Source organism: Anaerostipes sp. PC18 (assembly GCF_039789045.1).
Taxonomy (GTDB): Bacteria; Bacillota; Clostridia; order Lachnospirales; family Lachnospiraceae; genus Anaerostipes; species Anaerostipes hominis.
Window position 1 is genome coordinate 3,331,690 of sequence record NZ_CP121164.1, and the last position, 19,408, is coordinate 3,351,097.

The following is a 19,408-nucleotide window of genomic DNA, read 5'->3' on the forward strand; positions in this document are numbered from 1 at the left end:
GGACCTCCTTATTTTTTATCTCCCCGGTATCCCATACTCCTCATCTCCGCCGGTGCAGAGAGGAGCTGCTTTAAATGTGCTGCAAAATGCTCCATATGGATCTCGTCTTCCGTCCTCACTCCAAACTCATTCAGTTCCGAGAGCCATTCTCTTCTCTTATCATTTTCCGCAATGGAATCCTCCATCTCTTCTCCCGTAAAATCCTTTCCCTCTATGTTTTTTGTCTTCTCCCACATAAAATGCTCCGGACAGTGGTACTCCTCATTTTTTAAGAGCTGTGCCAGCCGGTACCATCCCGGACTTCCTCCTTTATCCGGCGGTATGAAGTGTCCGGTCTTTTCGCCGCCCCAGATGGAAAGTCCCATGCATGCGTCCTTTATCATGTCCTGGTTCATATCCGGTCTCCGGTCATTCCACAATGCCCTGGGGACATTTTTATAGACGGGCCGGTAATTCACCCCTGTCTCCGACATCTTTCCATCCGCATCGTATCCGTAAAGACGAACATCCAGCGCAGCATGAAGTCCCGTAAGCCCCATGGGGTATATCCCATACCCCGGGTTCTTAAGTCTTTCACCCTTTTTGTTCACCTGTGCAGACACAACCGGCAGGGCACTCTCAATTTCCATTTGAAACTGTCTCGCACTTATGTAATGGTATTTGGTCCCTTCTTTCTCCCTTTCTCCAAGATAACCTCCCTGCGGATTCATTCTTGCCAGTTTCAGCGGCTCCTGGCTCTTTTCACTGATGTCGGACGAGGACACTTCTCCTCTTACGCCGCCGCCAAAATCCGGCAGAAATTCTGTGTAAAACTGTTTCCAGTTAAGCCTTGGCGGCTGATTCTGGCTTCCCGAATTGAACTTTATAGTAAAAGAGATGATAAACCATTTTATATGTGCGGTTCCGGAAAATTCAGGCCCCCACAAGTGCAGGTCCGCGCCCAGTTCGATCCTAAAAGTCTTATGAATGAAGCAGAGGTCCAGACGGTAGGACGCGCCGACACTCACTCCTATGTTAATATCGTAGTGAAACGGCTTCCACCGGATCAGAAAGTCCGCATAAGCATGACACCAGGCCGCAAGCTTTCCTGTATGATAATTAAGTTCCAGTTTGCCCCCTGCCATCAGACAGTTTGGCGTCAGCGCAAAATAAGCTTCTCCGATCAGTTCCAGATGATCGCTGATCTTCCAGTTCAGTCCCACCCTGTCCACCGCCGGATAATGCCTTCTCTGGAACTGAGGATGATATCCTCCTACAGAGAGCACAAAATCCCCTGCATATTCTCCTTTAAGCCAGGAATAAAAAGCAAATCCTCCGGTGAGTCCGGCATCCCTGCAAAACAGGTAAGAGTCATTTGACATTGCCCCCTCGATCAGCAGAATTCCGTCATCCGGTGAGAAGACCGCTCTCAGATTAAGGCATCCGTAGACAACCGGATCACTGCACTTGGGAGGAAGTGAGATCTCAGACGTCCCCAGGAGGGAAAGCTCAAATTTCGTCCCGAACTCCACGTTGACAATCACAACCGACTCTACGATGCCGAAGGATGTAAATTTGACCCCTGCCGTCAGAAAATTCATGCCCTCACACGGTTCAATATGATCACTCAGAGTATTCAGGGCCTCGGAAGCTCCTGTTCCCGGCTTTAATGTCCCGCCTGTGCCCCTTGCCGCTGCCACAAAAGGAAAATCCTTGACCCCGGACAAAGACGGTATGTTGATTTTCCGGTTCAGGCCAAAACCTGCGCATAATCCCGTAATATAAAAACAAGGCGGCCCGCCGAACGCATAATCAAGCATCAAATATACGAAAAAAGAAGGTTTGTCTGTTTTTTTCGTCAGTCCGTAAGAGCCGAGGGCTAAAAAAGTGAACTTCTCAAATGCCACTGTAACTTCACCGTTATAGAGCCGTCCGGGTTCAGCCACATACAGTCCTCCTGAGATCATCAGGGGAGGTTTTTTCACCGTCACTGCCATGCCTTTTAATCCAAACTGAAAATCAAATTTCGGTCCGGGCTTGATCCCCAGAGAAAGTTCCATGAATTCAAGAGTCAGGACCGAGATCGTAATTCCTGCATCCACACACACCTGGATTGCTCCGTCCTGAAACGCTCCTCCGATTCTTTTTACAAAACAAGGGCCGATTTTTTTGTTCAGTTCCATCCAGTGTACGCCGGATTTCTTTTCTTCTGACGGAGACGGCGGCTTTGATTTCTCAATGTCCTGCTGGGGAAGTTTGACGTCCTCATCTCCGAATTTGTACTCGTTTCCCGAAAAACTGGCTTCTATGAGACACTGTCCCCGGAATCCTCCCTCTTCCTGGTATGCGGCCTGCATATAACGGACTCTGATCAAATCCTGCTCTCCCAAGTATTTTCCCATCACGGGCAGATCGCGAAGCCTGCAGGAGATTTCAGGATATAGTCTGAGACTGTAAATCCCTTCTTTTATTTTGGCAGCAAACAGAAGTCTCCTGTTTTCGGCAGTGCTGATCTCCATTAAAATTTCCTGTCTTCCCGCCCTGTATAATACTCCTGCTCTCTTAAGCTCCATTTCCCAGTTCAAAAATTGGGGAAGACCCAGTGACAGACTGTCCATGATACCCCACAGGCTCAGCTTGTGATGATTATCATTTTCCCATCCGGCACCCAGACAAAGGCCGTGTTCACCATAGACAATGGACGCCCGAAAAGGCTCTCCTGCTATATGTACTCCTGTCTGGAGTGCTGCCTTAAGTTTCGGTTCTTCTGCCACATGATCACCTCCGTCTCAAAACAAAGTCTTTCCTGAAAAATAATAAACAAAAAGACCCCTCAGCAATGAAGGATCTTCTTATTATTACCGTTATGTATCTATGCCTGTTAAAACTCCGATGTCATCTGTTTTCCCAAAGACCCTGCAGTTTTGTTACAATGCTTATCTTTTACTATATCGGGGTTTTGTTGTATTTTCAATCATATTCTGCCAATGACTGCTCAGGACAAGTCAATAACCAAATATTATATATAAATTTCGTTTTGTCTCTGGTTCACTGCGCGCAGAACCTTTTCTTTGATCTCCCTGTATTTTTTCTCAGGAATCGGAAGCTCAATTCCCTGGCTGATCGCCAGCTGGTATCTCTTAATTCCGGTAATATATCTGCTGTTGACAATAAAACTTCTGTGCGTTTTTATGAAACCTTCTCCGACTTTTTTCTCCAGATCGGATATAGATTCCCTGGACAGAATATCCCTGTTCAGACAATGGATCACACTGTCTGTATTTTCTGCTTCTATATATACAATGTCTTTATTCCTTATAACATAAGTCAGATCATGTTTCCCGTAGGCAATAAGGCGGCTCCGATTTTGGCTGAGCAGTTTTTTAACATATTCATATGTCTCTGTTCCCATCGAGTGAGAAAAACGTTCATTATTTTTCTGGGATTCAATCGGATTTGATACATGAAAATGAAGCAGCTTAAACTTCTGCCCCTCTGTCTTCCATATAAGAGTAATGCGCTGAACTGCACCTAATATTTCACCCCTTCCCTGTGAAGCGGCAACCTTCATACACCCTGCTACAATAAAAATCTCATCACTGTTTGCAACTACCTGAAATTCTTTTTTAAGAATATCACATCTGGGCACATCAAAATTTTTAATGTATTCACAAACCTGTTCATAGCCTTTGATACACTGTCCGTCCGCGGCTCCGATCCACGTTACATCCGGATGAAGTTTTTGGATTAAATTATTCGAATCCTGATGATAAAAGCTTTCAATTACTTGCCTGGTTAATTCTTCTGCCTGATGATAAATTGAGATCATATCCAGTCCTCCTTTACGTTTCCGCGGAAGCATTACTCCCGCACACTTAAGTCAATCGCCTGTATTCTCTCTTTTCCATTATATCACATTGATCATTTTATTAAGTCCCCGGTCTTTTTACTGCTCATATATATTTTTTCTGTGCCCGTTTCCCGAACCACACCGACACGCTGGTCCCTATCACCCATCCGATGGGCCAGGCAGCCCATATTCCTGCAGCACCAAACGGAACTGACAGCACATAGGAAAGGGATACCCTCGCGATCAGATCGGCAAATGTGGAAGCCATAAATCCTTTCATTTCACTCATGCCCCGGAGCATTCCGTCGCAGACAAATTTTACACTGACCAGCGCAAAGAACGGAGCATTGATCCTCAGAAAATCAACCCCCACTCCCATGCTCCTGACTGCCTCTGCAGAGTTTCCGGAAAGAAACAGCCCCATTGCCTGACGGCTGAAGACCAGACAGAGAACAGAAAATACTGCGGCCATAGCCACAATAATTTTAATCCCGGCATTTGTGCCTTCCTTTGTTCTCTCCCATTTCCCGGCGCCAGCATTCTGAGCTGTAAAGCTTGAAACTGCGTTGCCGATAGTTCCAAGTACCGAAAGGATAAAGATCTGTATTTTAAATCCTCCCGAATAGCCTGCCACGACCACAGACCCAAAGCTGTTGATCCGTCCCTGCACAAACAGCTGTCCCACCGATACAAAAGACTGCTGCATAATGCTTGGAACCGCGATCCATGTCATTTTTTTTAGAAGAAGAGGACTGAATCTCTGATAGTTTCCGGCCTGTATTTTGGCATTCTTTTTAAATACCGTCACCACGGCCAGAACAGAGGCAATACCCTGGGCTATAAAGGTAGCCCATGCAACTCCTGCGACACCCATGGAAAACGTGGTGACAAACAGCACATCCAGAATGATGTTCAGCACCGATGAAAAGATTAAAAAGATCAGCGGTGTGATAGAGTCACCCAGCGCTGTAAAGATTGCATTTGCCCCGTTATAAAGCATCAGGAACAAGATGCCCATGATATAAATCCTCAGATACAGGGCCGAATCTTCAAATATATCGGACGGGGTGGACATGGCACTCATCATCCACCTGCATCCCACCAGCCCCAGCACCGTCAAAATAACACTCATGATCACGATCGTGATCACCGCCGTGGAAATACAGCTTTTTACTCTTTTATATTTTTTGGCTCCGAAAAAGCCGGATATGACAACATTAATTCCCATGCCGGTCCCCACGGCTATGGCAATAAAGATGACTGTAATAGGCTGGGACGCTCCTACTGCTCCCAGTGCATTGACTCCAATGAACCGGCCGGCCACAATGCTGTCCACAACACTGTACACCTGCTGAAATATCATACTGAGAATCATAGGGAGCGCAAATTTTCCGATGACTTCAAATGGTTTCCCTACCGTTAAATCCTTCATATTTTCCTCTCTTTTTGCACGCATGGCACACAATTTACTGCATTCAAAAGGGGCTGTCGGTTAATAGACAGTCATGAATAGTGAAGGCAGCGACTCGGTGATGTCGCTGCCTTCCCTAACTTTATCCCTATAAAAAGAGAAAAAGATGGCTAACCATAACCATCTCCTCTCCGTTACATGTTATAATGTAACTATGCATAAACAAGATTATTATAACCGATTTTTCGAATTAGGACAACTAAAAATGAACTTTAACTTTTATGAATTGAGTTTACCTGATGACGATCCGGTCTTTACCCTTAAAAATGTAATGGAGGAAATGGATTTTACAGCGTTATTGGCGCAGTATTCTGGTAAGGGGAAACACGGGTATAACCCAATCATGAAATATGCAGTTCTTACATACGCAAATATGCGGGGAATTCGTGAGATTGACCGTATTGTTGACCTGTGTAAAAGAGACCTTGGATTCATCTGGCTCACGCAGGGCGAACAGCCCAAACGGGATGCCTTCTATGATTTCATAAACAAAAAACTGACACCCGAAATCTTAGATGACCTGAATTATCAATTGCTGCGACGATTAAAAAAAGAAGGTCTGATCACATTAGAATCGCTTTTTATAGATGGAACAAAGATAGAAGCCAATGCAAACCGTTATACATTTGTATGGCGTGGAACACTCAATTACCATCTGGCAGGGCTTCTTGATACCATCGATTCCCTTTATGCAAAGTATAACGAGCTCTTAGAAGAAAACGGATATGATGCAAAATACGGTTTTGGAAATGCACAGATGTTTATTATTGAGGGTATGGATAAAGTGCGGGAAGTGATTGAAAAGAACCGCAAGCGAAAACTTACAAAACACAAAAAATTACCAAACAATAAAATTATCGAAATTGACAACTGTTCTCCATTGGATCTACTAAAGCTCCAGAAAAATTTAGCAACGATAGCAGATGGTGAAGGCATTGGGTTTGTTTACGGAAAAGGTAAGAAAAAATCTGAAATCCAGCAGCTTTACGAAGAACTCGAAGGATGTGGCAAAAAACTCATGGAATACGCAGAAAGTTTTGAAATCATGGGGAAAGACCGTAACAGTTATTCGAAAACAGATTTAGAGGCAACTTTCATGAGAATGAAAGATGATCACATGATGAATGGCCAGCTCAAACCGGCTTATAATGTTCAGATTGCTGTAGAGAACTACTTTATCATTCATGGTTATGTAAGTAATGACAGAACAGATTACAACACCCTGATCCCAGTCATTCAAAAACACATCAATACTTTCGGTGAAATATTAAAGGAAACTACTGCAGACAGTGGTTATTGTAGTGAAAAGAATTTACTGTTCCTAAAAGAACACAACATAGAAAGTTATATCAAACTGCAGGATCATGAACAGAGAAAGACCCGTGCCTATAAAGAAAATATAGGAAAATACTACAACATGACAACCCAGATATTTGAGGATGAACGTTATTATGTTTGTCATGATGGCAGGGAACTGAGACATATCCGCACAGAAGAAAAAGAAATGGAAGGATATACACAAACATTGGAAGTGTATGGATGTGCTGATTGCAGTGGCTGTGAGCATAAAGCGAAATGCCTGTATAAATATAACCCAGAAAAAGATGCCGACAAAAATAAAGTTATGAAGATCAATGAGCGCTGGGAAGAATTGAAAGAAAAATCTCATGCGAATATCCAAAGCGAGAAAGGAATCCTAAATCGTCAGATCCGCTCAATCCAAACCGAAGGACATTTTGGGGATATCAAAGAAAATGATGATTTCCGGCGTTTTAATCACCGTTCAACAGATAAAGTATACAAAGAGTTTATGCTGTATGCGATAGGTAGAAATATCAATAAATATCATCGGTTCTTATGCAATAAACTCCAGAGGTTTGAAGGCAAACAGGAAGAAAACGCAGCATAAGGAAAACGTGGCTTATTTGGAAGAGCCCCTTTGTTTTGTGCGCTCAAAAATAATTACTGATCTCAGAAATAGGGATACCCTGCGGAATATGACGATGCTGAAAGGCACGTATTTCCGTAGGGTATCCCTATTTCTCTTTTAAATCGGAAAAATCGGCATTAGCCGATTCCTCCTTGTCATAACTTTAACTATTTTATTTAAGCAAACTTGCCTGTGTCAATTTTAACTCCAGGTCCCATTGTAGAAGTGATTGTCACATTCTTAAAATACTGACCTTTTGCTGCTGACGGTTTTGCTTTGATAATAGCATCTATTAACGTCTGGAAGTTGTCCGCTAACTGTTCTTCTGTAAAAGAAGCCTTACCTACCGGTACATGAATGATATTGTTCTTGTCCAGTCTGTATTCGATCTTACCTGCTTTGATATCTTCAATCGCTTTTGTAACGTCCATTGTTACAGTGCCGGCTTTCGGGTTCGGCATTAATCCTTTTGGTCCAAGATCACGACCTAAACGTCCCACGATACCCATCATATCCGGTGTTGCAACTACTACGTCAAAGTCAAACCAGTTTTCTTTCTGGATCTTAGGAATCAGTTCTTCTGCTCCTACATACTCTGCTCCTGCTGCCTTTGCTTCTTCTGCTTTTGCATCTTTCGCAAATACAAGAACACGAACTTTTTTACCGGTACCATGAGGCAGTACGACTGCTCCACGGATCTGCTGATCTGCCTGACGGCCGTCTACTCCGAGACGGAGATGTGCTTCGATCGTCTCATCAAATTTGGCATTCGCTGCTTTTTTTACTACAGATACTGCTTCCTTTACGTCGTACAGTTTCGTTCTGTCAACTAATTTGGCAGCCTCTGCATATCTTTTTCCTTTTTTCATTCTAAAAATACCTCCTGTGGTCATATCGGGAGCAACCCTCCCACTTTCTAAATTTAAGGAAGTTACACTCGACTAAGCGTTCAGGCTTCGTCTTCGACTCGCCTTCACTGAGTCTCGGTAACGGCTTTCACACTAAATTCGGCCTGCGCCTCTGGCTTGCCCTCATTAAGTGTTTAATGCCTATTCCTCTACTTCGATTCCCATGCTTCTTGCTGTTCCTGCAATCATGCTCATTGCAGCTTCGATAGATGCAGCGTTTAAGTCTTTCATCTTTGTCTCAGCAATCTGCTGTAAATCTGCTTTGGATACTGTTGCGACTTTCTTTCTGTTCGGCTCTCCGGACCCGGACTGGATCTTGCAGGCTTTCTTTAATAAAACTGCTGCCGGAGGAGTCTTTGTCACAAAGCTGAAACTTCTGTCCTGATATACTGTGATCACAACAGGAATGAGCAGGTCTCCCTGATCTGCAGTCTTTGCATTAAATTCCTTTGTGAACTGTACGATATTTACACCGTGCTGACCAAGTGCAGGTCCTACCGGCGGTGCTGGTGTTGCCTTTCCTGCCGGAATCTGAAGTTTAATATATCCTTCTACTTTCTTTGCCATAATCGTTAACCTCCTGATGATTGTGGTAATTACGGGAGATATCCCTCCCACCTTGTTACGTGCAGAGGTTTTGTCATTTACTCTGCTTTTTTGATATCTAAGAAATCAATCTCTACTGATGTGGCACGTCCAAACATCTCCACCTCGATGGTCACTGTCTGTTTGTGCTCATTTACTACGGTAACTGCACTTGTCGTACCTTCCCAAGCACCGGAAGTAACAACAATGATATCACCTACTTCAACATCAATATCAATTTTTTCCTTCTTAGGCGTTTCTTCGTTTGTACCGCCCACGTTGATTCCCAATGGCTTCATCTCAGCCGGTGTCAATGGGACCGGTTTGGAGCCAGGGCCTACGAATCCTGTCACACCTCTGGTGTTTCTGACAACATACCATGTATCGTCGTTCATCACCATGTGGATCAGCACGTATCCTGGGAACATCTTCTTGGAAACCTGTTTTTTCACACCATTCTTCAGTTCCGTTACGTCCTGAAGCGGTACCCGGACTTCTAAAATCTGATCTTGAAGCTTACGGTTCTCGATCGTCTTTTCGATATTTGCTTTTACTTTATTCTCATATCCGGAATAGGTATGAACTACATACCAATTTGTTTCTGCCATATGCTCTCCTTACCTTTACCCTACTAACATCTTGATTCCATATTGAAGTCCCAAATCCAGAACAGCAATAATCATACCAATGATAATAGCACACACGACCACAACGCCGGTTTCTTTGGCAATGCGTTCTTTAGAAGGCCAGATGATTCTTCCGAATTCTGATTTCAATTCTCTGAACCAGCTGGTTTTGCTTGATTTGCTGGTATTCTTCATGTTCTCACTTCCTTAAATAAACGTGCATTACTTAGTTTCTTTGTGTAATGTGTGTCTTTTACAGAACTTGCAGTATTTCTTTGTTTCCATACGTTCCGGATGTGTTTTCTTATCCTTCATCATATCGTAATTACGCTGCTTACATTCTGTACATTCTAATGTGATTTTTGTGCGCACAACTTCCACCTCCATTGTTTTTAAAATAAGGCATAAAAAAAAGACCTCTTCCAACGCTAAAGTCTAGCTTACACATTGTATCATGGAAGAGGCAGGCCGTCAAGCCTTGTTTTATCTTATGTACAGCACTTTTTTCATTTGTTCCAGCGACTTTTTCACATCGATCACCTTCTGGTTGGAACTTCCCCTCCATTTGAGGGCAGTGTCCTTTAAGTCTTCCTCAAAACGACCGTCCACCAGAACATCTGTATTTTTTACGGCATCCAGAGTACAGACTTCATCCCACAGAAAACCGGTATACATCCATATGGTCTTTTCCGGAAACTTTTCTCTGACCTCTTTGACCAGCTGTTCTACCGGCTCCCGGTTCTCAGGGTGCAGAGGATCTCCTCCGCTTAACGTCAGACCGCTGATATAATTTTTACTGAGCTCTTCAAACAGTTCTTCTTTTGCCGCCCGGTCAAACTCCAATCCGCCATGGATATCCCAGGTGACCGGATTGTGGCAGTTTTTGCACTGATGGGTACATCCTGACAGCCATAAGACAACTCTTAAACCGTCCCCATTCAGCATATCGTCCTTTGTAATGTTGTGATACCTCATACTTCCCACCTCTATGCTAATATCATCCTTTCTACATCGACTTCCGGTCGGCGATCTCCGCCATCTTTGCGTCATTGAGCCTCGTGTCTCCCTTGACTCTGGAATAAGACAGATAACCGTTCATGCGGTCGATCTTGGTCAGATTCCTGCTTCCGCAGACCGGACACACATCCATTTCCAGCTCCTCATGCCCGCAGTCGTCACAGTATGACAGGGATAGATTCACCCCTTCATAGTAACCCAGGTCCATGGCACGCCTTACCAGCGTCCGTATAGCGTCTTTATTGTAGCTGATCGGATACTTCACGTACTGGATCTTTCCGCCGTTGCATTTTTCCCAGAAACGTCCCTCTAAGTTCTGTTTCTCGATCGGCGTCAGATCTTCGGATACATGGCAGTGAAAAGAGTTGCTCACATATTCCCGGTCAGAGACATTTTCGATCACACCGTACTTTTTTCTGAACTGTTTCACCTGAAGTCCGCAGAGGTTTTCTGCCGGTGTTCCATAGATCGCATACAAATGCCCGTCTTCTTTCTTAAACTTAGTCACCTCACTGTTGATGTACTCAAGGACTTCCAGTGCAAATGCGCCGTCCTGAGCAATGGATTTTTTGTTGTGCAGCTGCTGAAGTTCATTGAGCGCCGTGATCCCAAAAGATGCTGTGGCAGACTCAAGCAGCGGCTTGATCTTGTCGTGAAGTCCCAGATGTCCTCCCAGGAAGCCTCCCTCACAGTATGCCAGAGGATTTGTGGATGCCTTCATCTCTCCCAGATAATCGTAGGTCCTTCTGTGGAGCTCCCTGATCAGATTCAGATAATAGTCCAGCACTTCATAGAAGTCACGGCTTTCCTGCTTTGCCTTTGCATAGATCATCGGCAGATGCAGACTTACCGCCCCGATGTTAAAACGGCCCACAAAAACCGGCTTGTCCTGCTCGTCCAGAGGCTCTGCCCCTCCCTTTTCATACCAGGGAGATAAAAATGCTCGGCAGCCCATAGGGCTTACGATCTTTCCATATCTTTTATACATGTCCGGGACATATCCGTCCCCTGTAAGGCTCAGCCAGTCGGGATACATCGTCTTGCTGGAACAGCGGATGCCCGCTTCAAACACATCCTCCAGTTCTCCGCCGGGTCCATGGAGATTTTCATCGTAGAGAAATACGATCTTTGGAAACAGCACCGGTTTTTTATGTCCTTCTTTTCCCTGTCCTCTTCTCCTGACATCCAGCATCGTAATCGTTGCCATCTTTGCAAACCGGCCTGTGCCGGTTCCTGCGGTCACTGTGATAAAAGGATAGTCTCCGCGGCTGGAAGAAACACTGTTAAACTTATATTCAAGCCCCTGGAATCCCTGACAGAATTCTTTCTGCACATCCTTGAGGGACTCGGTCTCTGCCCGCTCTCTGGAAAGGCCGAGGGCTTCATACTTTTCAATGCCTTTTTCATAAGACTTCTCGGCATACGGTTCCAGGATCAGTTCAATATTCGGCACCGTAAATCCGCCATACTGCTGGCTGGCCGCGCTCAGCACGATGTCTCCTATGACGTCAAAGGCCACATCCAGTGTCTTTGGTTCATTGTACCAGAGATTCCCCATCTCAAAGCCGCCTTTTAACACGGCCTCCACATCAAACAGACAGCAGTTCATCGTATCTCTTCTGGCTGACATATCATGAATATAAATGTACCCGTCCCGGCAGGCCTGAATCTCTTCTGTCGTTAAAAAAAACTTCTGATACAGAGACTTGTTCAGCTCATTAAAGATGAGACTCCGCTTCGTTGACACAAGGGCGCTGTCTGTATTGCTGTTCTCTTTGTCTCCTATGTACATGATGGACTGGCTTTTCTTATACACATCATCCAGCATTTCCACAAAATCCTGTTTATAATTCCGGTAGTCCCGGTAGCTTTTGGCCACGTCGGGATTTACCCTCTCCAGAGCCCCTTCCACCACATTGTGCATCTCCGTAATATGTACTTCCGCCTTATTAAGCTCGTCCACTCTCCCATTGACAAACCGGCAGATCTCATCAAGCTCATCTTCCGTAAATTTCACAAGGGCACGGTAGGCGGATTTATTTACCGCCGTCACCACCTTCTGAATATTAAAATCCTCTTTTGTTCCGTCCTTTTTTACTACCCGTATCATACTCTCTCCTCCCTGACTGTTCCCAGAGCATCGTCCTGCCTGCGGCATATCCCGCTGAAAGCAGGAGACACCGCAGGCAGGGGACTCATCGCTATTTTCTCAATCAAATTACTATATATTGTTTGATATGATCTTTTATTCTACTATATCTTGTGTGAATGTATCCATCTTACCATCTCATCCGATACAAGTCAAGGCTGATTTTTTTCACTTTCTGCCGTAAATCCTGCCAAGGCTCAGATCCTTGGGCTTTTTCACTTTCGGAGAACTTTCAATGCCTTTGGCCATGTATTCACCAAAGGAGACAGGCAGCTCCTTCTCGATCGAAAAAAGCTCTTTTAACTGTTTTTTACTTTTAAGAATCAGTACGGATTTTGCGATTTCCGAATGATTTAAAAGCTCCTCTATCATAGTATCATCAATCTGTCCGTTGGTAAATACAATCACCTTTAAATGCCCGAAGTTTAATTTTTTCGGCTGGGTTCGCTCAAAACTTTGGTTTGTCTCATTAAAAGACCTGCCTGAATAAACCACAGACTTGGACGGCACGTTCGTTCCCTGGTTGTCCTGAGCCTTGGAAAAATCTGCACAGGAATAATCGATCAGATATCCGTTCTCTGTCTTTTCGATGCCCATTGCCAAAACATAGCTGCTGTCCTCGATGTCCCCGGCTTCTTTGCAGCCCGTAAGTGCCGCTGCTGTGACTGCGGCCATCAAAAGGCTAATGATGATCTTTTTCATGGGTGCCTCCTCTCCGTTCCAGCCAAAACAAAACTGCCGGAATTAAAATGCCCAGCAATAGATTTGCAAAAAGGAACACAGAAATATAATTTTCCCAAAGACGGATCATAGGGATCAGAAATCCAGTGGTCAAAAACAGTCCGCCGTAAGAAATCCACCTGCCCCATTTCTTTTTCCCCGGAAATGTGTTTTCAAAACTCCAGTTTCCATAAAACAGGTATCCGCTCAGCACACAAAAAACTCCAACGATCCAGAATGCGATCAGGAAAATATCCAGCCTTGCCATGATCCCTCCCGGCATGGCTACATTCTGGGCCATGGAGATCACCGGAAACGGGTCTCTCCTGATCATCCGAAGACCCAGGCTTCCCGCCGTGGCGGCAAACACTCCTGCCGATAAAATGATAATTCCAAGCAGCGTCCTCTTATTTATTCCCTTTTCCTTCATATGCCCCTGATAAAACCACACCAGTTCCATAGGATGAAACAGTGCGAGCACATACAGCCCGCCCATCGCCAGATTCTCCGGTTCAAACTTCCGGATCAGGAAGGGTTTCATAGAAAATTCCGTCGTACTGAGAAGAAGGATAAAAATAAACGGGATCAGGATAAACCAGAACAGCCCTTCCATGACTCTCGCTCTGTCGTCCAGCCCCTCCCCGTTCATCCGGAAAGCCAGAAAAATGATCGGCAGTCCGATCCAGTAAATATTCATATACGGCAGAAGGAACACCCTGGCTAAGATCAGCATATATGCATAAAAAAATGCGGCGTTTATAAAAAATCTCACATAATAGAGAAAGGAAATCACCCGGTGCTTTTTTAATACCTCTTCCATGGTCAGACTGCCTTCTGCTTTTTGTACAAGCCACGGATAGCAGGCCGCGGCCAGGGCCCCAAGGAGCACCGTATAAAGCCCTGTTTCACCGGATTTCAAGGCAGATGCCTGGGGAAGGAACATGCCCACTCCGCAGAAGGTTTCCAGAAGAAAGATCCTGCTTCCCTGCTTTTTAGAAATTTCAAGATTCGCCGTCCACATGATGTTTCCTCCTTCCCTGGCGTTTTTTCGCCCCGTCCTTTGTAAACCATGGCCTGAAAATCATACGCCTGATAGGCAGGCGCACCATATAATCCTCCCAGGGGTCCGTTTCTTCCACCGTGGCTGATACGGTCGGAAACAGATACGGGATTCCATAGCTCTGAAGCTTCATCAAATGGATTGCAATCGCAAGGAATCCGAGAAAGAATCCATAAAGACCCCATATGGCACAGACGATCATAATAGAAAATCTCAGCAGCCGGAATACCCCCGAAAAGCTTTCATTTGGTATAGAAAACGATGCGATGGCTGTAAAGGCTACAACAATTACCACGATCGTGCTGACAATATTGGCATCCACCGCTGCCTGTCCTACGATCAGCCCTCCTACAATGCCTATGGTGCCGCCCAGCTGTCCCGGAAGGCGGATACCCGCTTCCCTTAAAAGTTCAAACGCAAGTTCCAAAAGCAGAACTTCCACGACGACAGGGAAAGGCACTCCCTCCCTGGCCGACACAATGGACAGCATAAACGGTGTGGGAAGAATCTCCGGATGATAATTTGCAATGGAAATATAAAATCCCGGCAGCCCGATGGCAATAAAAGAAGAAATATATCGAAGGATTCTGGCAAATGTGGCTACTTCCCACCGATTATAGTAGTCATCACTGGCCTGAAAAAAAATGTTCAGCGTCACCGGCAGCACAATGACCTCCGGAGAATTGTCCACCACGAGCACAACTCTTCCCTCCATGAGCCCGCTTGCCGCCTTGTCCGGCCTCTGAGTCAGCTGGTACTGGGGAAACGGAGATTTGCTGTCCTGCTCCATGAGCTGTTCCAGCATTCCGCTGTCAAAAATTCCGTCAATATTCAGTTCATCCAACTGTTTTTTTATCTCCTTTACTACCTCATCTTTGGCCAGATCCTCGATATACATAAGCGCTACATCTGTTTTGCTCCTTGTTCCGATCCTAAGCTGGACAACCTTCATTCTCGTATCCCTGACCCGTCTTCGGATCAGTGCCGTGTTGGTCCTGAGACTTTCATTAAAGCTGTCCTTCGGACCGATCATTGCTACTTCCCTGTCGGCTTCCTGCACTCCTCTGGTAGGGAAAAACTTGCTGGATATAAAAATCCCCTGATCAAGCCCGTCAAAAAACAGTACCGTATCTCCTGATAAAACGGCCGTGACAACTTCATCCATTGTCGTAACCATTTTCCGGTCTGCACTCTCAATCACCCAGGAGGTCACAGACTCTTTCAGAGGGTGAAGAGGGTCTGTGAGGAGAGGTTCCAGTACATTTTCCTGGATCATGTCGGCTTTGGCAAGCCCGTCCGTGTAGATCACATACATTCCCGTGTGTTTTTTCTTCCCGACGTAAAACTTCTTCTTTACAATATCATTGCAGTCTGAAAATACCGCTTCGAGATAAGCAATATTCTGTTCCAGATCCTTTGATATTACACCTTTCATTTTGTGATTTTTATCATGAAATCGATCCATTTTTTCACACCACCTTTGAAAGTAGTATGAGCAAAAAAAAGAACTCTATGCGTACGCACAGAGTTCTGTCTGAAAGTCCTCAGACCTATTTTTCTTCTTCCTGGATCTTTTTGATCACCGTCTCTTCCTGATTGTCAATATGACGTTTCATGATCTCTTTCGCCCTCTCTTTGTTCCCGGCGAACATTGCTTCCACCAGTTCCTCGTGTTCTTTGAGAAGGACCGCATGATATGCCGTATCCTTGACATATTCCAGACGGTAGCGGTAAATCTGTTCTCTCAGATTGTTAATGATCTGGATCAGCCTCTTGTTCTGAGTCGCCTCGAAGACGGCATCATGAAATTCCACATCACAGTCTGCGATCTTAGGATTGTCATCCGTCTGGATGGCCTCCCGGAAATTGTCGAGGGCTGCCTGAATCTTCTCTCTGGAACTTTCATCCAGGCGCTCCGTGGCAAGTCCTGCTGCCAGTTCTTCCAGAGAACTTCTCACTTCCAGGACATCTCTTAAATCTTTTTCCGTGATGCGGGCTACTTCCGCGCCCTTTCTCGGGATCATGACTACCAGACCCTCAAGCTCCAGCTTCCTTATGGCTTCCCTGACCGGGGTACGGCTGACTCCGAGACGGTTTGCCAGCGCGATCTCCATCAAACGCTCTCCGGGCACAAACTCTCCGGTGATGATCGCCTGTCTGAGTGTATTGAACACCACATCCCTCAGCGGCAGATATTCATTGACATTTACTTTTAATTTATCACTGCTCATCTTTCGTTCCCTCCAATTATGATTCTCTATTGACCGGCGCCACCACATAGGCCTGCTTCACATCTTCAAAGGATCTTAGATTGGAAAGGGCTCTCTGTGCCTTTTCCTGTGAAGCAAAGATTCCAAAGACCGTCGGTCCGCTCCCGCTCATGAGTGCATTCTCGGCTCCCTGTTTAAGCAGGAACTCTTTGATCTCATCGATCACGGGATATCTTGGTATGGTGACTGTTTCAAGAACATTTTCCATCCTTCCTGTGATCCCCTTCAAATCCTGATTTTCAATGGCAGATATCATTCCTGTGATGTCCGGGTGTGAGGAAAGCCCCGGCACGTCCAGATTCTCATACACAGTTTTCGTGGATACACTGATCCCCGGCTTGGCAATCAGTATATGGCAGTCCGACACAGGGGGCAACTTTGTAAGTTTTTCTCCGATCCCTTCGGCCAGTGCAGTTCCTCCTATGACACAATAAGGCACATCCGCTCCCAGCCCGGCTCCGATCTCACACAGTTCCTCTTCCTTAAGTCCCAGTTCAAACAGCTGGTTCATTCCTCTCAGTGCTGCGGCGCAGTCAGAGCTGCCGCCCGCCATGCCTGCAGCGATAGGGATACGCTTTTCCAGATACGCTTCCACGCCGTCTTTGAGCGAATACTTTTTCTTTACGGCTGCGATGGCCTGACAGACAAGATTCTGTTCATTGACCGGAAGAAATCTAAGATTGGCGGAAAGTGTGACGGAATCACCGGAAGTCTTTTTAAGCTCCAGCCGGTCAAAAAGACCCACTGTCTGCATGATCATCCTTACCTCATGATACCCGTCATCTCTCCGCCGTACTACATCCAGCCCTAAATTTACTTTTCCATAAGCTTTCAGAACTACCTTTTTCATCTGTACTCCTCACTGTCTCCTGCCGCTGAAACTTAGTATTGTATACAGAACATTATAATATTGTTCCTATAAAAATGCAATCCTATTTATCAATTCCATTCAATTTCTTTGACTATTAACAGTTTATCACCTGGCTTTACTTCCTCAATGCCTTCATTTTGATCACGGATATCGTCAACGGTAGTAAAATAACGTTTTGCTATGGACCACAGAGTATCCCCGTCCTTCACGATATATCCGACGATTCCCGGGATCTTCTGCAGTTCTTCATAATCCAGAGGCTGCTCAGATACATTTGTCATAATCTTTTCCGCTTTTTTGTGGAAAGAGATGAAGTCAAATATAACATTTGCTTTGATCTCGATCTCATCCCCTTCCGTCGGAGTGGCGCTGATATGATCCAGCATAACATCCAGCTGATAATCGTCCTCTTTCATCAGACCCTTAGCCTCGATAAAGTAAGAAAACGGTTCCATATATGAGCTGCTCATTACCGGGTTCTGGTCCTCGCTGGACAAAAACAGCACATCCGCCATCAGGACACCCTCCACCTGGAGCCCCTGCTCTTTGACTTCCACATCGTCTAAATTGCAGCTTCCTTTGACAGAAAGCACCTGCAAAAGCTTTCCCGGCTCCTGCTCGATGGAAAAACGCTTCGCCATCTTCATGGTAGCCTGATTTTTTCCGATCAGGGATTCAAAAGCAAAGTCTTTATATTCCGGCACCAGAGTCTTCTGCATCGTATAGCAGTCTCCCACGTAAGAAAGCACCTGATCTTCGTAGACTTTAATATCACACTCAAGAGTTGCGTCAACCGATACCACTCTCTCTTCTCCGTCCACATCCGGACGGATCTCCAGCTGATGGTTTCCAAGGGAAATGTGGATCTTGCCGATCATTCCCGGTGCACATTCATAGCACTCCAATTCTGTGTGCAGCGGGATCTCCCACCTGGCATACTGGACCGGAAGCTGTTCATCCTCTCCGAGATATAAAATAAACACATGCATATCACCCTGTATGTCGATGCTGTGGTCTTTTAACTTTCCCTGTACATTCTCAAGCTCCACCTGGCTCCAGAGAATCTCATAGATGTTGGATTTGTTGGCCGGCAGAACCAGCTCCTCTTTCATTCTGGCAATATCCTTTTTATTGACAATCAGGTCTGTCACCTGAACTTCCTTTTTCAGGGAAGATATCCCGTCACCAAGAACATCGATAATGCCTTCCTCTTTAATCTCCTCGTTGACATGGAGGGTCAGGGTCAGAAGTATTCTTATGCTCAGTTTCCTGGAATTGATCAGCACTGTGTTGATGTCATCAATGACATAAGAAACCTTCACATAATCTGTCGGCACAGCGCCGTCCATATGTATATACTCCTCAAAGGGGAGAACAAAATCCAGAGACTCTAAATAGGTCCTGGCGTCAATTGTCCCGTACAGGCCTGAAAAATGGAATTCTCCCTTGATCCGGATACGGTCCACCATCATCTCTGTCTCCTGCATGATCACAAGCCCTTTGGTCTGGATCATCTTCTCCACATCCGGCTTCGTATCAGGCACATTGCAGTCCTGGTCGATTGTTATTTGTACCTGCTTTCGTTCTTTTGCAACGATTCCATAAAAATCCTTTTTGTTAAAATCCATAAAAAATTCCTCCCTGTCTTGTATATACAAATATATTCAGACAGGAAGGAATCTATTCCTTCAAGATTAAAATTGTATCCGGTACAGTGTCAGCCTTCCAGCAGCATCATCCTGACATCTTTCGTGATCACGTCCTGATAACTGAAACTGACAGTTTTGCTTTTAGTGCTGCTGTCGTCTTCAATCTCTACCAAAAAAATGTTCGGATATGTCTCCGTAATGACTCCCTGTGATGTTACAAACTTGTGTCTACCTTTATTTGAGCTGATCTTGATTTTGCTGCCAATGCGCTTCTGAATTGACTTACGAATGCATTGAATATCCATCTGTGTCATTCTTTCACC

Annotated in this window: 18 protein-coding genes; 1 reads left to right on the forward strand and 17 read right to left on the reverse strand. The window is 45.2% G+C overall.

The genetic code is table 11. The features are described 5' to 3' along the window. Nucleotides 1-8 precede the first annotated feature (8 nt). The 3 genes from P8F77_RS17835 to P8F77_RS17845 all read right to left on the reverse strand — a co-directional run bounded on the left by P8F77_RS17835 (nucleotide 9) and on the right by P8F77_RS17845 (nucleotide 5,285). Nucleotides 9-2,753 (reverse strand): DUF6603 domain-containing protein, encoded by a 2,745-nt coding sequence (locus tag P8F77_RS17835; protein WP_287520090.1) that lies wholly within the window; start codon nucleotides 2,751-2,753, stop codon nucleotides 9-11. Between the two features lie 245 nt (nucleotides 2,754-2,998). Further along, on the reverse strand, nucleotides 2,999-3,808 hold the full coding sequence (locus P8F77_RS17840) for a LytTR family transcriptional regulator (RefSeq protein WP_024729127.1): 810 nt from the start codon (nucleotides 3,806-3,808) through the stop codon (nucleotides 2,999-3,001). Between the two features lie 124 nt (nucleotides 3,809-3,932). Continuing rightward, nucleotides 3,933-5,285: an MATE family efflux transporter gene (locus P8F77_RS17845; RefSeq protein WP_034550583.1), complete on the reverse strand. Its 1,353-nt coding sequence runs from the start codon at nucleotides 5,283-5,285 to the stop codon at nucleotides 3,933-3,935. Between the two features lie 121 nt (nucleotides 5,286-5,406). Here P8F77_RS17845 and P8F77_RS17850 point away from each other — a divergent pair, with 121 nt between their 5' ends. Then, complete coding sequence (locus P8F77_RS17850; protein WP_034550782.1) at nucleotides 5,407-7,209, forward strand: IS1182 family transposase; 1,803 nt, start codon at nucleotides 5,407-5,409, stop codon at nucleotides 7,207-7,209. Between the two features lie 197 nt (nucleotides 7,210-7,406). Here P8F77_RS17850 and rplA read toward each other — a convergent pair whose 3' ends face one another. The 14 genes from rplA to P8F77_RS17920 form a co-directional block, all read right to left on the reverse strand. After that, entirely contained in the window at nucleotides 7,407-8,099 is a 693-nt protein-coding gene (rplA, locus tag P8F77_RS17855; RefSeq protein ID WP_024729125.1) for a 50S ribosomal protein L1, read from the reverse strand. Nucleotides 8,100-8,279: 180 nt separating this feature from the next. Then, a complete protein-coding gene (gene rplK, locus P8F77_RS17860; protein WP_006568184.1) occupies nucleotides 8,280-8,705 on the reverse strand; it encodes a 50S ribosomal protein L11 in 426 nt (141 codons plus the stop codon). Nucleotides 8,706-8,782: 77 nt separating this feature from the next. Continuing rightward, nucleotides 8,783-9,331: a transcription termination/antitermination protein NusG gene (nusG, locus tag P8F77_RS17865; RefSeq protein ID WP_024729124.1), complete on the reverse strand. Its 549-nt coding sequence runs from the start codon at nucleotides 9,329-9,331 to the stop codon at nucleotides 8,783-8,785. A gap of 15 nt (nucleotides 9,332-9,346) precedes the next feature. Further along, on the reverse strand, nucleotides 9,347-9,544 hold the full coding sequence (gene secE / locus P8F77_RS17870) for a preprotein translocase subunit SecE (protein WP_024729123.1): 198 nt from the start codon (nucleotides 9,542-9,544) through the stop codon (nucleotides 9,347-9,349). Between the two features lie 27 nt (nucleotides 9,545-9,571). Then, nucleotides 9,572-9,721 carry a 50S ribosomal protein L33 gene (gene rpmG, locus P8F77_RS17875; RefSeq protein WP_006568181.1) on the reverse strand — a complete coding sequence of 50 codons (150 nt, stop codon included), beginning with the start codon at nucleotides 9,719-9,721 and terminating at the stop codon, nucleotides 9,572-9,574. Between the two features lie 111 nt (nucleotides 9,722-9,832). Continuing rightward, complete coding sequence (gene nrdG, locus P8F77_RS17880; RefSeq protein WP_024729122.1) at nucleotides 9,833-10,324, reverse strand: anaerobic ribonucleoside-triphosphate reductase activating protein; 492 nt, start codon at nucleotides 10,322-10,324, stop codon at nucleotides 9,833-9,835. Between the two features lie 31 nt (nucleotides 10,325-10,355). Then, nucleotides 10,356-12,476 (reverse strand): anaerobic ribonucleoside-triphosphate reductase, encoded by a 2,121-nt coding sequence (nrdD, locus tag P8F77_RS17885; protein WP_129700831.1) that lies wholly within the window; start codon nucleotides 12,474-12,476, stop codon nucleotides 10,356-10,358. 207 nt (nucleotides 12,477-12,683) lie between these two features. Next, nucleotides 12,684-13,217, reverse strand: coding sequence for a hypothetical protein (locus tag P8F77_RS17890; RefSeq protein WP_024729120.1), 534 nt, complete (start codon nucleotides 13,215-13,217; stop codon nucleotides 12,684-12,686). Further along, the gene (locus tag P8F77_RS17895; RefSeq protein WP_024729119.1) at nucleotides 13,198-14,256 is read right to left on the reverse strand and encodes a GerAB/ArcD/ProY family transporter; all 1,059 of its coding nucleotides are present in this window, start codon (nucleotides 14,254-14,256) and stop codon (nucleotides 13,198-13,200) included. The genes P8F77_RS17890 and P8F77_RS17895 overlap by 20 nt, the downstream gene beginning before the upstream one ends. Then, entirely contained in the window at nucleotides 14,237-15,760 is a 1,524-nt protein-coding gene (locus P8F77_RS17900) for a spore germination protein (protein WP_129700833.1), read from the reverse strand. Before P8F77_RS17900 ends, P8F77_RS17895 begins: the two co-directional genes overlap by 20 nt. A gap of 85 nt (nucleotides 15,761-15,845) precedes the next feature. Further along, complete coding sequence (locus P8F77_RS17905; RefSeq protein ID WP_024729117.1) at nucleotides 15,846-16,526, reverse strand: GntR family transcriptional regulator; 681 nt, start codon at nucleotides 16,524-16,526, stop codon at nucleotides 15,846-15,848. Nucleotides 16,527-16,542: 16 nt separating this feature from the next. Continuing rightward, nucleotides 16,543-17,415, reverse strand: coding sequence for a 4-(cytidine 5'-diphospho)-2-C-methyl-D-erythritol kinase (gene ispE, locus P8F77_RS17910; protein ID WP_024729116.1), 873 nt, complete (start codon nucleotides 17,413-17,415; stop codon nucleotides 16,543-16,545). Between the two features lie 89 nt (nucleotides 17,416-17,504). After that, on the reverse strand, nucleotides 17,505-19,064 hold the full coding sequence (locus tag P8F77_RS17915) for an SPOCS domain-containing protein (protein WP_024729115.1): 1,560 nt from the start codon (nucleotides 19,062-19,064) through the stop codon (nucleotides 17,505-17,507). 89 nt (nucleotides 19,065-19,153) lie between these two features. Next, on the reverse strand, nucleotides 19,154-19,399 hold the full coding sequence (locus P8F77_RS17920; RefSeq protein WP_024729114.1) for a Veg family protein: 246 nt from the start codon (nucleotides 19,397-19,399) through the stop codon (nucleotides 19,154-19,156). Between the last annotated feature and the right edge of the window lie 9 nt (nucleotides 19,400-19,408).

Coding starts and splice junctions, on each gene's coding strand:
- P8F77_RS17920 (WP_024729114.1), bottom strand. CDS start 19,399: ATGACACAGATGGATATTCAATGCATTCGTAAGTCAATTCAGAAGCGC.
- rplK (WP_006568184.1), bottom strand. CDS start 8,705: ATGGCAAAGAAAGTAGAAGGATATATTAAACTTCAGATTCCGGCAGGA.
- rplA (WP_024729125.1), bottom strand. CDS start 8,099: ATGAAAAAAGGAAAAAGATATGCAGAGGCTGCCAAATTAGTTGACAGA.
- P8F77_RS17915 (WP_024729115.1), bottom strand. CDS start 19,064: ATGGATTTTAACAAAAAGGATTTTTATGGAATCGTTGCAAAAGAACGA.
- P8F77_RS17845 (WP_034550583.1), bottom strand. CDS start 5,285: ATGCGTGCAAAAAGAGAGGAAAATATGAAGGATTTAACGGTAGGGAAA.
- nrdG (WP_024729122.1), bottom strand. CDS start 10,324: ATGAGGTATCACAACATTACAAAGGACGATATGCTGAATGGGGACGGT.
- P8F77_RS17895 (WP_024729119.1), bottom strand. CDS start 14,256: ATGTGGACGGCGAATCTTGAAATTTCTAAAAAGCAGGGAAGCAGGATC.
- P8F77_RS17840 (WP_024729127.1), bottom strand. CDS start 3,808: ATGATCTCAATTTATCATCAGGCAGAAGAATTAACCAGGCAAGTAATT.
- ispE (WP_024729116.1), bottom strand. CDS start 17,415: ATGAAAAAGGTAGTTCTGAAAGCTTATGGAAAAGTAAATTTAGGGCTG.
- P8F77_RS17850 (WP_034550782.1), top strand. CDS start 5,407: ATGGCTAACCATAACCATCTCCTCTCCGTTACATGTTATAATGTAACT.
- nrdD (WP_129700831.1), bottom strand. CDS start 12,476: ATGATACGGGTAGTAAAAAAGGACGGAACAAAAGAGGATTTTAATATT.
- P8F77_RS17890 (WP_024729120.1), bottom strand. CDS start 13,217: ATGAAAAAGATCATCATTAGCCTTTTGATGGCCGCAGTCACAGCAGCG.
- secE (WP_024729123.1), bottom strand. CDS start 9,544: ATGAAGAATACCAGCAAATCAAGCAAAACCAGCTGGTTCAGAGAATTG.
- P8F77_RS17900 (WP_129700833.1), bottom strand. CDS start 15,760: ATGGATCGATTTCATGATAAAAATCACAAAATGAAAGGTGTAATATCA.
- P8F77_RS17905 (WP_024729117.1), bottom strand. CDS start 16,526: ATGAGCAGTGATAAATTAAAAGTAAATGTCAATGAATATCTGCCGCTG.
- nusG (WP_024729124.1), bottom strand. CDS start 9,331: ATGGCAGAAACAAATTGGTATGTAGTTCATACCTATTCCGGATATGAG.